This is a genomic window from Streptomyces sp. NBC_00654 (genome assembly GCF_026341775.1).
Lineage (GTDB): Bacteria > Actinomycetota > Actinomycetes > Streptomycetales > Streptomycetaceae > Streptomyces.
In genome coordinates this window covers 514,749-527,367 of the sequence record NZ_JAPEOB010000001.1, presented here as the reverse complement: position 1 = coordinate 527,367, position 12,619 = coordinate 514,749, and the positions used below count along the sequence as shown (strand labels likewise).

General features: G+C 71.2%; 12 protein-coding genes. 5 read left to right on the top strand and 7 right to left on the bottom strand.

Annotation, left to right across the window (positions count from 1 at the left end; translation table 11 throughout):
* Positions 1-13 precede the first annotated feature (13 nt).
* Complete coding sequence (locus OHA98_RS02390; RefSeq protein WP_266922434.1) at positions 14-1,219, bottom strand: MFS transporter; 1,206 nt, start codon at positions 1,217-1,219, stop codon at positions 14-16.
* Positions 1,220-1,344: 125 nt separating this feature from the next.
* Between OHA98_RS02390 and OHA98_RS02385 the strand changes: the two genes are divergently transcribed.
* Positions 1,345-1,680 carry a helix-turn-helix transcriptional regulator gene (locus tag OHA98_RS02385; RefSeq protein ID WP_266922433.1) on the top strand — a complete coding sequence of 112 codons (336 nt, stop codon included), beginning with the start codon at positions 1,345-1,347 and terminating at the stop codon, positions 1,678-1,680.
* Positions 1,681-1,788: 108 nt separating this feature from the next.
* On the opposite strand, the gene asnB is transcribed toward OHA98_RS02385, so the two are convergent.
* From asnB to OHA98_RS02370, 3 genes are all read right to left on the bottom strand, one after another.
* Entirely contained in the window at positions 1,789-3,639 is a 1,851-nt protein-coding gene (asnB, locus tag OHA98_RS02380; RefSeq protein WP_266922432.1) for an asparagine synthase (glutamine-hydrolyzing), read from the bottom strand.
* A gap of 226 nt (positions 3,640-3,865) precedes the next feature.
* Positions 3,866-4,921, bottom strand: coding sequence for a Gfo/Idh/MocA family oxidoreductase (locus tag OHA98_RS02375; protein WP_266922431.1), 1,056 nt, complete (start codon positions 4,919-4,921; stop codon positions 3,866-3,868).
* A gap of 3 nt (positions 4,922-4,924) precedes the next feature.
* Positions 4,925-5,452 (bottom strand): GNAT family N-acetyltransferase, encoded by a 528-nt coding sequence (locus OHA98_RS02370; RefSeq protein WP_266922430.1) that lies wholly within the window; start codon positions 5,450-5,452, stop codon positions 4,925-4,927.
* 209 nt (positions 5,453-5,661) lie between these two features.
* On the opposite strand from OHA98_RS02370, the gene hemA reads away from it, so the two are divergent.
* Positions 5,662-6,891, top strand: a complete 1,230-nt coding sequence (gene hemA, locus OHA98_RS02365; protein WP_266922429.1) for a 5-aminolevulinate synthase — start codon at positions 5,662-5,664, stop codon at positions 6,889-6,891.
* Positions 6,888-7,331, top strand: coding sequence for an NAD(P)-dependent oxidoreductase (locus OHA98_RS02360; RefSeq protein WP_266922428.1), 444 nt, complete (start codon positions 6,888-6,890; stop codon positions 7,329-7,331). The genes hemA and OHA98_RS02360 overlap by 4 nt, the downstream gene beginning before the upstream one ends.
* Before the next feature lie 88 nt (positions 7,332-7,419).
* Here OHA98_RS02360 and OHA98_RS02355 read toward each other — a convergent pair whose 3' ends face one another.
* Together OHA98_RS02355 and OHA98_RS02350 are read right to left on the bottom strand one after the other, a co-directional pair.
* Positions 7,420-8,490 (bottom strand): LysR family transcriptional regulator, encoded by a 1,071-nt coding sequence (locus OHA98_RS02355; RefSeq protein WP_266922427.1) that lies wholly within the window; start codon positions 8,488-8,490, stop codon positions 7,420-7,422.
* Positions 8,487-9,545 (bottom strand): ScbA/BarX family gamma-butyrolactone biosynthesis protein, encoded by a 1,059-nt coding sequence (locus OHA98_RS02350; protein ID WP_266922426.1) that lies wholly within the window; start codon positions 9,543-9,545, stop codon positions 8,487-8,489. Before OHA98_RS02350 ends, OHA98_RS02355 begins: the two co-directional genes overlap by 4 nt.
* Positions 9,546-9,629: 84 nt before the next feature.
* Between OHA98_RS02350 and OHA98_RS02345 the strand changes: the two genes are divergently transcribed.
* Together OHA98_RS02345 and OHA98_RS02340 are read left to right on the top strand one after the other, a co-directional pair.
* Positions 9,630-10,289 (top strand): ScbR family autoregulator-binding transcription factor, encoded by a 660-nt coding sequence (locus OHA98_RS02345; protein WP_266922425.1) that lies wholly within the window; start codon positions 9,630-9,632, stop codon positions 10,287-10,289.
* Complete coding sequence (locus OHA98_RS02340) at positions 10,286-11,221, top strand: NAD(P)-dependent oxidoreductase (protein WP_266922424.1); 936 nt, start codon at positions 10,286-10,288, stop codon at positions 11,219-11,221. The genes OHA98_RS02345 and OHA98_RS02340 overlap by 4 nt, the downstream gene beginning before the upstream one ends.
* Positions 11,222-11,412: 191 nt before the next feature.
* Here OHA98_RS02340 and OHA98_RS02335 read toward each other — a convergent pair whose 3' ends face one another.
* Positions 11,413-12,618 carry a cytochrome P450 gene (locus tag OHA98_RS02335; protein WP_266922423.1) on the bottom strand — a complete coding sequence of 402 codons (1,206 nt, stop codon included), beginning with the start codon at positions 12,616-12,618 and terminating at the stop codon, positions 11,413-11,415.
* Between the last annotated feature and the right edge of the window lies 1 nt (position 12,619).

The window sequence follows — 12,619 nt, the reverse complement described above, 5'->3', positions numbered from 1 at the left end:
GGTCCCGCTGTCGTCACGGCCGTTCGGAGACCGCGGCCGGGGCGGCGGCGGTGGCGGGGACGGGGTGTTTCACGGCGGCGGCGCGGACCGCCGTGAGCTGGAGGAGCAGCGCGGCGGCGGCGAAGCCCGCGGCCCAGAGGGGGAGGACCGATCCGCTCCAGCCGAAGGCGAAGGCCACGCCACCGAGGCCCGAACCGATGGCGCTGCCGAGGTAGAGCGCCGATTCGTTGAGCGCGACGGCGACAGGACCGCCGCGTTCGCTGCGGGCGGCGAGCAGGTCGCTCTGCTGCGGCACCTGAAGGGCCCAGCCGACCGCACCCCAGACCGCGATGGGCAGCAGTGCCAGCAGTGGCGTGATGGACGCCGCGAGCCGGAAGGCGAGCAGGGCCACGACGAGGATGGCCAGGATGCCGACGACCAGCGTCGCGGGACGGCGGACACGGTCGACGAGGGATCCGATCAGGAAACTGCCCACCACACCGCCGATGCCCCAGGCCCAGAGATAGGGGGTGATGGTCTCGACGCCGCCCATGGCCCCGGTCGCCATGACGGGCACGAAGTAGGTGTACAGGCCGAGGCTGGCGATGGCGGCGAGGAGCGAGACGCCGACGATCGACGCGACGCGCGGGTCGGTGACGACCTGGGCACGCTGCCGGAGGGTCACCGACTCGGTGGCGGGCAGCGCCGGCAGCCGGACGGCGAGCCCGACGAACGACACGGCGCCGATGACGGTGACGAGCCAGAGAGTCGCCCGCCAGCTGGTGTGCTCGGCGATGTAGACACCCGCGGGGACACCGAGGACGGTGCCCGAGCTCATCCCGCCCATGATCACGGCGAGTGCCCTGCCGCGGCGCTCACGATCGACCAGGGACGCCGCGGCCGCCGCGGCGAGAGCCAGGTAGAGACCCGCGCCGACGCCCGCGAAGGCCCGTGTGACCAGGAGGAAGGTCAGGGAGGTGGAGACCGCGGAGGCGGCGTTGGCCAGGGCGAAGACGGCCAGCGAGGCCAGCAGCCCGGCCCGCACGCGGGAGGCGGACAGCAGTGTGGCGAAGATCGGGGAGGCGATGGCGTACGCGAGCGTGAAGGCGGTGACCATCTGGCCGGTGGCCGAGACGGACGAGTCGAAGTCGTCCGCGATGGACGGCAGCAGACCCGCTGTGACGTAGGCGTCCAGGCCGAGCGCGAACGCTCCGAGGCCCAACAGATAGACGAGTTTCACCGGTTCCTCAATGTTCGAAGGTCGCAGGACATACAGACATCATGCCGGTGCGGGACCGCCGCGCAACCGGAGGGAGCGAAAATCGGACACCGCGTCCACACGATTGGCTGTGCGATTCTTGAAGGGTGCGCCACTACTTCCACCCGGACATCGAGGACGTCTGTCTGCCCGACGTCCTCTTCGCGCTGAGCGACGCGACCCGCCTGGGCATCGCCGTCACGCTCGCGGACGGCCAGGAGCGGACCGCAGGAGAGCTCGGCGGCTCCATCGCCAAGTCGACCATGACCCACCACCTCAAGATTCTTCGCGAGGCCGGCACCCTGTACGTGCGGTCCGAGGGCACCCGCTGCTTCAACTCCCTGCGCCTGGAGGAGCTGGAGTCCCGCTTCCCCGGTCTGCTCGACCAGCTCCTCGGCTTCGCGGTCAGATGCGGCTACACCTCCGCCGACGCCCGGCGCTGAGCCGCTGAGCCGCTGAGCCGCCGCAGCGATGAGCGGCCGCATCGATGAGCGGCCGGGCCGAGGACGGCCACAGCGACGGACGCCGGACGGCGGGCGTTCCGCCGGGGATCAGAGGTCCAGTTCGATCCCGTAGGCCGACAGCCAGGAGTTCAGCCCCAGCGCCATCTCCAGCCCCGAACGGTCGTACTGGGCGCTCATGTCACCCACCGGCCGCGCCAGCAGAGCGCGGCCCGCGGCGTGGTCGAGCAGCGGCAGCACCGGCGACGAGGAGTCGGCGAGGACCTCGGTGAACGCGTTCCGCAGGCCGGTCTCATAGGCCGGGTCCTGCGTGGTGGGGTACGGGCTCTTGACCCGCCGCACGATGGACTCCGGCAGCAGATCCTTCGTGGCCGCCCTGAGCAGGCTCTTCTCCCGCCCGTCGAAGGACTTCATCTCCCACGGCGTGTTGAAGACGTACTCCACGAGCCGGTGGTCGCAGAACGGCACCCGGACCTCCAGGCCGACGGCCATGCTCATCCGGTCCTTCCGGTCCAGCAGGGTCTGTACGAACCGGGTGAGGTTCACGTATCCCATTTGGCGCATCCGGCGCTCGGTCGCGCCCTCCCCGGCCAGGACCGGCGTCTCGGCGACCGCCTGCGCGTAGCTGTCCCGCAGGAAGCCGCCCATGTCCAGCTTCTGGATGAGGCCGGGGTCGAAGAGCGACTTGCCGTCGAAGTACTTGCCGGTCGCCGAGGTGAGCCAGGGAAAGGTCTCCGCCTCGACGGCCTCGTCGTCGAAGAACCACCGGTACCCGCCGAACACCTCGTCGGCCGACTCCCCGGAGAGCGCGACCGTCGACCGTTCCCGCACGGACTGGAAGAGCCGGTAGAGCGAGGGCCACATGTCCCCCCAGTAGGCCGGCGGGAGGTCGAGCGCCCGCAGCACCTTCGCCCGCAGCCCGGGATCGGCCAGCGAGGCGCTGTTCATGATGATCTCGGAGTGGTCTGCCCCGACGTGCTCCACGAGGTCCCGGACGAAGGGCGCGTCCGAGGAGCCGCGCACCGGGTCCACCACGAAGCCCGCGCCGTGCTCCTCGAAGTCGACGGAGAAGGACCGCACCGGGCCGTCGCCGCGCGCCGCGAGCTTCTGCGAGGCCAGCGCGGTGATGACGGAGGAGTCCAGTCCGCCGGAGAGCAGGGAGCAGAGCGGGACGTCCGAGATGATCTGCCGCTCGACGATGTCCTCAAGGAGTCCCCGGACGGTGTCGATGGTGGTGGGGAGGTCGTCGGTGTGCTCCTTGGCCTCCAGGGCCCAGTACACCCGCTTGGTCAGCCCGGAGCGCCCCACCTTCACGATCTGGCCGGGGCGGACCTCGTACATCCCTGCGAATATGCCCTGCTCAGGCGTCTTCACCATCTCCAGCACCTCGCGCAGCCCCTCGGCCCCGACCTTCCGGGGCACCGTGGGATGTCCGAGAATGGCCTTCGGCTCGGACCCGAACACCACCCCGTCCGGCGTCGGGTAGTAGTAGAGCGGCTTGACGCCCATCCGGTCGCGCACCAGGAGCAGCGTCTGCGTCCTGACGTCCCAGAGCGCGAAGGCGAACATGCCGTTGAGGCGGTCGACGACGCCCTCGCCCCATTCGAGGTAGCCCCGTACCACGACCTCGGTGTCGCTGCGCGTGCGGAAGGAGTGCCCTCGCGAGATCAGTTCGGCACGCAGCTCCTTGAAGTTGTAGACCTCGCCGCTGTAGGTCAGGCAGGCGAGGGTGCGCCCGTCCGCGTCCGCCGTCATCGGCTGGCGGCCACCGTCCAGGTCGATGATGGACAGCCGCCGGTGGCCGAGGGCCACGTGCTCGTCCGTCCACCTGCCCTCGGCGTCGGGACCCCGGCAGGCCATCGTCTGTGTGACGGCCTCCAGCGTCTCCTGCTGCTGACGTACGTCGCGGGCGAAGTCCACCCAACCGGCGATTCCACACATGGCTGTCTCCTTGCTCGACGACGGCGCGGGGGCGCGCCGCCGGACGTGGTACGGGTCCTACGGGTCGGATTCGTACGGGTCGTTCGGGGCGGTACGCCGTACGGTCGGCACGGCGCACGGTCGGCACGGCGCACGGTCGGTACGGCGTACGGGGCGGGTACCGCATACGGGGCGGGTACCGCGTACGGGGCGGTACGGCGGGGGCGATCCGGGATGCGGGGCTCCGTCAGCCCAGCCGCTCCCAGTCGGCTTCCTCAAGGACCGTCCGGCCGTGCGGGAAGTAGCTGACGGGGCGCACTCGGCGTACCTGCCCGTCCATCTCGTTCAGCCGGTGCTGGAGGGCCAGCGCGTCGGCGATGCCGGGAAAGGCGAACTCCGGGGTCCGCCCGCGCGTGACGAACTCGGTGACGTCCAGGGCCATGCGGCCCAGCTTCACGACGGTCTCGAAACCCGCGGGCACCGGCCGGTCCCCGGTGTCGAGCTCGTGGATCACCTCGTCGCCCCCGGACGTACGGCGCCACAGGCGCAGCCGGTCCGCGTCCCAGGCCGGGGTGTCGAGGACCAGGGCCGCGTAGAGGATGTCCCCCCGGGCGTCGCGGAAGACGAAGTCGACCTCGCGCTTGCGCGTGATGTTCACGAAGCTGCTGTAGCCGGTGACGGTCCCGGGCCCGAGCGTCCCGGACAGGGCGACGCTGTCGAGCACCCGAGGGCCCGAGACGGAGAAGTCCGAGCGGGTCCCCAGGGCGGATTCCAGGACGAGTTCGCCGCTGCGCCCCGCGATCCACTGGACCAGGTCCAGCGGATGGACGACCTCGCTCTGCACCCCGCTGGTGGGGCGGTGGTCATTGATCCGGTCCTTGCCCCAGGTGAAGTGCGCCCGGACCAGTTCCAGACCGTTCCGCAGGACATGGGTACGCAGAAAGCGGGACGCCTCGGAATAGCGTTCCACCAGATCCAGACAGAATCCTGACGCCTTGCCGAGCGCGGACTCCACGGCGGTCAGGTCGTCCCCCGGTATCGCCAGTGGCTTCTCCGCGACCACGAACCCGTCATAGCCGTCGAGCTCGGAGAGGATACCCGCGTGCGCCATGTCGGGCACGGTGACGACAACGACATCGGGACGGCCGTCGCGCAGCGCATCGGAAACGGACGGAAAATAGGGGATGTCCACGTCCTTGCGCGTGCGCCCCACATACGAGACTTCCATCGGCACCCGGGTGTTGGCGAAGGCGGTACGGAAACGCGTCCCCGCATATCCGAGTCCGACGATCAGAACCTTCATGGGTCAGGCACCTCCAAGGCTCAGGGAAAGAAGCTCCTCACCCGACGGCCGGAACCCGAGCTTGCGGTACAGCGGGGAACCGGCGTCGGTGGTCTGCAGGACGACCTCCTCGGCGCCGGCGCCCCGGAGCCAGCCGAGAGCGTGGTCCATCACGAGCCCCCCGAGTCCGCCCCGGCGCGCCGCCGGGTCGACGACCACCGTCTGCACCCAGCCCGACCTGCCGCTGGGACAGTGCGCGGTGGGGGCGCGCTGGTCCACGACAGCGACGGCGCAGGCGAGCAGGGCGGGCGCCGCGCCGATCACCGACACCTGCACGGCGCCGCCGCCGGCGTCACCGTCACCGTCACCGTCACTGGCGAGCACACGGCGGAGCCAGGCCCGGTAGGCGCGCTTCCAGAGGGCGTCCTCCTCGGGGGTGCGGGCCACATAGGCACCGCTCCCGGAGCTGAGCAAATAGCCGCGCAGGCGCACGAGTTCTTCTATGTCACCCATGCCGGCCGACCGCGGCTGCGGTTTCTGCTGGGAACTCATACCGAGGGACTCTAGGGCGATATCCGCACCATGAGAAATGGGTCCGCTCGACCGTCTATGCACTTTCGGAATGAGTGTTCCCGGCTCCGCTCCGACCTCGATTTATACAGTCCTGCCATGACCCAGCGGATTCGACATTTCCCTGCACCCGGGGACGGCCTATACGTTCCTGGCGCCAGATCCGGAAAGCCGAGTTCACCGGAGGATCAATGTTTCGTTACGATGAATTCTTCACGTCCGAGATTGACACACTCAAGGAACAGGGCGGATACCGCACGTTCCTGGAGATCGAACGCCGCGCCGGTTCCTTCCCCACCGCACTGAAGTACGGGCCCGGTGACGGCAGGCGGATCAGTGTGTGGTGCAGCAACGACTACCTCGGGATGGGGCAGCACCCGCTCGTCCTGGCCGCGATGAAGAAGGCCGTGGACGAGGCGGGCGCCGGCAGCGGCGGCTCGCGCAACATCTCGGGCAACAACCGTCACCATGTGGCGCTGGAGGAGGAGTTGGCGGACCTCCACGGCATGGAGTCGGCACTCATCTTCCCCTCCGGCTACTCGGCGAACGACGCCGCGCTGACGGTGCTGGCGGGGCGGCTGCCCGGATGCGTCGTGTTCTCGGACGCCCTCAACCACGCCTCGATGATCGCCGGTATCCGGCACAGCGGCGCCGAGAAGCACGTCTTCCGGCACAACGACACCGATCATCTGGAGGAGCTGCTGGCCGGTACGGATCCGTCGCTGCCGAAGATCATCGCCCTGGAGAGCGTCTACTCCATGGAGAGCGACATGGCCCCACTGGAGCGGATCGCCGAACTCGCCGCGCAGCACGGGGCGTTCACCTATCTCGATGAGGTGCACGCGGTGGGCATGTACGGGCCGCGAGGTGCCGGTCTGGCCGCCGAGCGAGGTATCGGCGCACACTTCGACGTCGTCCAGGGAACACTGGCGAAGGCGTTCGGCACGGCGGGCGGCTATGTCGCCGGGTCCGCCCCGGCGATCGACGCGATCCGGAGCTTCGCCTCCGCGTTCATCTTCACCACCTCGCTGCCCCCCGCCGTCGCGGCCGGGGCGCTCGCCGCCGTACGTCATCTCAAGCGCTCGGAGACGGAGCGGGCGGCGCTGCACCACAAGGCGGCGCTCCTCCAGGGCCTGCTGCGCGACAGCGGCATCCCCGTGGCGTCCGAGGCCGCGCACATCGTGCCCGTCCTCGTCGGCGACGCCGTCAAGTGCCGCAATGTCGCCCGTCAGCTCCTGGACCAGTACGGCTGCTACGTCCAGCCCATCAACGCGCCGAGTGTGCCGGTGGGTTCGGAACGGCTGCGCGTCACGCCCACACCGCACCACAGCGATGACGAGATCGTCGGGTTCGCCCGTGCGCTGGACTCCATATGGGAGCGGGAGAACCTGCCCCGCACACTCACCCGGGTACCCGCGTGACCTCGCCGGGCCCCGCGTCCCCCACCGAAGCGCCCGCCCCCGTGCCTCCGGGCCCCGCCGCCCCTCCCGCGACCGTGGGGCTCATCGGGGAGCGGGAGCTGCGGCCGGCCAAACCGTCCCTCCGGCTGGTGGACACCGCCCGGGGCGGCATCGTCGACGAGAACGCGCTCGCCCTCGCCCTCGCCCTCAAGGAAGGCCGGGTGGCGGGCGCCGCACTCGATGTCCTCGAGATCGACCCGACGGTGGGAAACCCCCTGTTGGCCTTCGACTCCGTGGTCGCCACCCCCCGTCTGGGCGCCGGTACCGCGGAGGCCCAGGAGCGGGCCGGGCGGGTCGCGGTGGAGGCCGTGGTGCGGGCCCTCACGGGAGGTGTCCCCGACCACGCGGTCAACTCCCGTGCCGCGGGCGCCCGTACGCCGGGGGCGCCCGGCCGGGTCTGAGCAGCGGGCGGCAGGAGCGTGTGGGGTGGCCGTCGTGCCGGACGGTCACCCCACACATGTCATCAACGCCGTCCGCCGGCCCGCGCGGTCAGTCCCCCGCCGCCGGAGCCGCCAGGGCCGATTCGGCGGCTCCGCCCCGCCGCCCGGCCGGTGCCAGGACCTGCTGGACCACCCGGACGAACCGGTCGGCCAGGGGATGACTGCCCTGCACCGGCTGGATCAGCGAGATACCGATGGAGGGGCCTCCGCGCAGGGGCACGAAGGCGACGGAGGGGTGGACGTTGCGCCGGAGCACCAGGTCGGGCACCACGCTGATGCCCTTGCCCGCGGCCACCGACTCGATGCACTCGTCGAAGTTGAGGCAGTGCAGGACGGTGCTGGGGCGACGGGCGATACCCCAGTCCCGCTGCTGGATCGGACCGGTGACCTCGTTGAGGACCAAGGGGTACTCGGCCAGTTCGAACCAGTCCACCCGCTCCCGGGCGGCGAGCGGATGCCGGCGCGGCACGGCGGCGACATAGCGCTCGGTGCCGAGCGGGGTCTCCTTCACCCCGCTGCGCCGCAGCCGGCCGCGCAGGATCGCGACATCGACCGTCGCCCGGCCCACTCCGGCGCCCGCGTCGTCGCAGCGCCGCAGTTCGACCCGGGCACCGGTCTCCGCCTCGAAGCGCCGGATGGCCTCATGGACCCACTCGTCGGGGAGCAGCCAGGCGAACCCGAGCCGCAGGCCGGGCGCGGAGCCGTCGGGGAACAGGGCCTTCTCGAAGCGGGGCAGCAGCACCTGGAGTTCTTCACGCAGGGTCGCGCCCGCCGGGGTCAGGCAGACCTGGCGGGTGGTGCGGTGGAAGAGGCGTACGCCCATGTGTTCTTCGAGCCGGCGGATGGAACGGGTCAGTGCGGGCTGGTTGCTCGACATCCTGGCGGCGGCGTCGGTGAAGCTCAAGGTGTCGGCGACGGCGAGGAAGGCGTGCAGATGGCGCAGGCTGACGCCTGCGAGGCGCGCGGCGGGGACGGTGCCGGGGCCGGTTCCCTTTCCGGGGCCGGGGCCGGGGGCGTATCCGTCGCCGGGGGCGATTCCCTCACCGGAGGCGGAGGCGGAGCCGTTGCCGGGGCCGGGGCGGTCGGGTGTCCGGGGTATGTCCTCGGGCTGCTGTCTCATGCCGCTCTACCGTCCCCTGCCGGTCCGTCGGCCCCGGTCTCGGCGGCCGTCACCGGCGCGGTGACCGTGACCGTGGCCGCGAAGGCGACCCGGCCGGCCTGCACGGCTTCGACCCGGAGCCGGGCGCGGCCCGCGGCATCGGGGTCGAGGGGCTCGGAGCGGAGCGCACAGGGCTCGTCCAGCTCCACGTAGTGGAAGAACGCACAGTCCAGGGCGGCTATTTCGACCCTGGCGTCAGTGAAACGCACGTGGTCGTAGGTCAGTTGGTGGGCCGCCTCCAGCAGTATCATCCCCGGCACATGGTCCACGGGGTGATCGAAATAGATGGGGTGCGGGACGGGGACCCTGAGCCGCCTGCCGCCGTCCGCCCCGCCCCGGACACCGGGACCGCCCTGGACACCGGGACCGCCCTGAACGCCGGAGCCGCCCTGAACGCCGGAGCCGCCGGGGCCGATCACGACATCGTCCGCGCGGGAACGCCGTACGTCCCCGGCGGCGGCCGGTATCGGGGCGGGCACGGAACGGGCCATCACCGCGGACGCGTCGGCCCGGTCGCCGCGCAGCCGCCGGTAGACCCCCGCGGTGTGCGTGGTGAACCGGGTCCGCGCCGTGGCCACGCGGACCCCGCCCCGGGTGATGACCATGCGCAGGGAAAGGGCGGTGGGCCGGCTTCCCCGGTACGACAGATCGAAGCACTCGACCTGGAGTTCGACCTGATGGCCGAGATCGGCACCGTACGCGGCACTGTCGATCCGATAGGCGAAGTCCTCCCAGATGAGCTGGTGTCCGACCGGAACCTCGTACGCGGCGTGGCACAGCAGCGGGAACGTCTGACGGATCGCCTCGCAGAGCAACAGCGGGTCGAGGGCCGCCCCCGCACGGTAGAAAGTGTGTGTGGACGGCCAGTTCGCGGCGATGCGAAAGGCGTCGGGGCCCGTCCTGGTCCATTCCGCGAGGTAGACCTCGGCGGCGTTCGACTTATGGACGTAGTGCTGCGGCACTTGGTCGATGACTGGATCGAGGATGCAGTTTCCGGCAGCGTCGTGTGCGGGCACGAGGACCGCCCCCCTCCGAGTAAGAACCGTCGCCGCCTAGTTGAGCGGCGATCATCATTTCATTTAACATAGAGGGAGGTCTGTTTGTTTGTCGAGAAAGCATGGGTCATCCAGATGAAGTCCAAACAACCGCAGGAACGAGCCATCCGCACGCGGAGGGCTCTCCTCAAGGCCGCAGCCGAGTGTTTCGACGAAAGCGGGTACTACGGAGCGGGCACCAACAAGATCCTCGCCCGTGCGGGCATGACGCAGGGGGCCATGTACTTCCACTTCAAGTCGAAGGAGGAACTGGCCCACGCCGTCATGCTGGAGCAGGCGGCCGACCTCGTACTCCCGCCGGAACCACGCGGGTTGCAACAGCTGGTGAACATCACCCTCATGCTGGCCGTGGAGATGCAGCACAATGTCCTGCTGCGCGCCGGAGTACGGCTCGCCGTGGACCCCGGAGGGCCGGCCCGGAACGACGACTCGATCTACGCCTGGTGGGCGGCGCTCTTCCACAAGGAGCTGGTCGTGGCCCGCGAGGCGGGCGAACTCCGGCCGGAGGTCGACGAGGAGAGCTTCTCGCTCACCCTGGTCGGCGCGTACACCGGGACGCAGCTGATGTCGGAGATAACGACGGGCCGCTCGGACCTGACCCCGCGCATCATGACCCTGTGGCGCTTCCTGCTGCCCGGCATCGCCACACCGGACATGCTCGCCGCACTCGACCTGAACGGCGAGCCCGTCATGAGTGCGGGATGAACAGCACCCGGATCGTCGTCACCGGTGGCACGGGGTTCGTCGGCACACACGTCGTCAGGGCACTGGCCGCCCGCGACGGGGTGACCGTCCGCCTCGCCGGCCGGCGGCCCGCCCCCGACGGCCCGCCCGGCGTGGAGTGGGTTCCGGCCGAACTCACCGACACCGGCTCGCTGCACGGGATCTGCGAGGACGCCGACGTACTGATCCACCTCGCGTCCAAGGTCTCCGGTACCGAGGAGAGCTGCCGCGCGGTGAACGCGACGGGCACCGGCGCCCTGATGGCGGAAGCGGTCCGGGCCGGGACGCCACGCGTCGTACAGCTGTCCACCACGGCCGTCTACGGCCGGGGGCCGCACACCGGCCAGGACATCGCGGAACTCACGCCCGCTCCCGTATCGGCCGCCAGCGCCACCCGGCTCGCGGGCGAACAGCACGCGCTGCGGGCCGGAGCGGTGGTGCTCCGCGCCGGGCTGGTCCTGGGGGCCGGAGACCGCTGGGTCGTGCCCGCGCTGGCCGACCTGCTGAAGCGGGTGCCCGGCCGGTGGGACGGCGGCGCCGCGTCGCTGTCGGTCGTGGACGCGCCGGACCTGGCGCGGCTGATCACCTCCGTCGCACTGGCACCGGGGCCCCCGGGGCCCTCGGTGTTCCACGCGGCGCACCCCCGGCCGGTACGGATCGGCGACCTGGTCGCGGCCCTCGCCGGGCACGGCGTCGTCCCCGCCCCCGCCGACGAGGACCTGTCCTGGGAGCGCTGCGTCGAGGAGCACGCCGCCCACCCGGGAGCCGTGAGCGAGCGGCAGTTCCATCTGCTCGCCCAGGACCACTGGTACCGCTCCGACGCGATCTGGGAGCGCACCGGAGTGGATCCCGGCCCCGGCCCCCTCGCCGGGCTGGCCGCCTCCGCCGACTGGTACCGCGCCCTGCTCGCCTGACCCACCCGGCCGGACGCGCCTGTGCCCCGGGAGAGTCCCGGGGCGAAGCGGAACCGGGTACACCGCCCGGCGCGTCCCCCGGGCCCCTGCTGATCCCGGGACCACCCCTGCTGATCCCGGGACCACCCCCGCTGATCCCGGGACCACCCCCGCTGGTCCCGGTGCGCGCCCGCTGATCCCGGCAGCGCCCCTCACAGCTCCACGCGCAGCTCCTTCAGCCCCCGGATGACGAATCCGGGGTTCCACTCCGGCTCCGCCGCCAGCCGCATCTCCGGCGCCCTGCGCAGCAGCTCACCGAAGGACGCGGCGAGTTCCACGCGGGCCAGCGGCGCCCCGAGGCAGTAGTGGATGCCCGCGCCCAGGCTGATGTGCGGGTTGTCCGGCCGGGACAGATCCAGCTCGTCCGGCCGGGCGAACCGCTCCGGGTCCCGGTTGGCCGAGCCGAACAGCAGCGCCACCTCCGAGCCGCGCGGAATCACCGTGCCGTCGATCTCGATGTCGTCCAGCACCCAGCGCTCGAACAGCTGCAACGGGGTGTCGTACCGCAGCAGTTCCTCCACGGCCGTCGGCAGCATCCCGTGGTCCGCGCGCAGCGCCTCCAGCTGGTCCGGGTGCCGGAAGAGGGTGCGCCAGCCGTTGACGGTGGTGTTGACCGTCGCCTCGTGGCCCGCGTTCAGCAGCAGTACACAGGTGGAGATCATCTCCTGCTCGCTGAGCCGCTCCCCCTCGTCATGGGCGGCGATGAGCGCGGAGATCAGGTCGTCCCCGGGCTTCCCGCGCCGCTCGGCGATCAGCCCGCGCAGATACGCGGAGAAGTCGGCCGAGGCCCGGACGGCGGCCCGTGCGGTCTCCTCGGACGGGTTCAGCTCGTACATCCCGCAGATCGCCGCCGACCAGGGCCGCAGCAGCGCCCGGTCGGACTCCGGAACGCCGAGCATCTCGGCGATGACGGCGACCGGCAGCGGCTCGGCGACGGCCGCGAGGAGATCGCCGCCGCCCTCCGCGACGAACGCGTCCACCAGCTCGGCCGCCAGCCGCCGTACGGTCGGGGCGAGCCGCTCGACCGTACGCGGGGTGAACGCCTTGGAGACCAGCCGCCGGATACGGGTGTGGTCCGGGGCCTCCAGATCGAGCAGGCCCTGCCCGTTGAGGACGGTGAACGGCTCGTGCGCGGCGGGCGGCGCCGCGCGGCCGAACTCCTCGTGGCTGAAGCGGTGCAGATACGTGCGGCCCAGCCGCCGGTCGCGCAGCAGGCCCGACACATCGGCGTAGTGCGGGATCAGCCACTGCCGGGTCGGCTCGAAGTAGTGCGCCCGGCCACCGGCGCGCAGGGCCGCGTAGGTGGGATACGGGTCGGCGACGAACGCCGGGGACCAGGGATCGAAGGACACGTGCATG

Excerpts from the sequence above, each read along its gene's own strand:
- asnB (WP_266922432.1), bottom strand. The coding sequence starts at position 3,639 with ATGTGTGGAATCGCCGGTTGGGTGGACTTCGCCCGCGACGTACGTCAG.
- OHA98_RS02375 (WP_266922431.1), bottom strand. The coding sequence starts at position 4,921 with ATGAAGGTTCTGATCGTCGGACTCGGATATGCGGGGACGCGTTTCCGT.
- OHA98_RS02370 (WP_266922430.1), bottom strand. The coding sequence starts at position 5,452 with ATGAGTTCCCAGCAGAAACCGCAGCCGCGGTCGGCCGGCATGGGTGAC.
- hemA (WP_266922429.1), top strand. The coding sequence starts at position 5,662 with ATGTTTCGTTACGATGAATTCTTCACGTCCGAGATTGACACACTCAAG.
- OHA98_RS02355 (WP_266922427.1), bottom strand. The coding sequence starts at position 8,490 with ATGAGACAGCAGCCCGAGGACATACCCCGGACACCCGACCGCCCCGGC.
- OHA98_RS02340 (WP_266922424.1), top strand. The coding sequence starts at position 10,286 with ATGAACAGCACCCGGATCGTCGTCACCGGTGGCACGGGGTTCGTCGGC.
- OHA98_RS02335 (WP_266922423.1), bottom strand. The coding sequence starts at position 12,618 with ATGCACGTGTCCTTCGATCCCTGGTCCCCGGCGTTCGTCGCCGACCCG.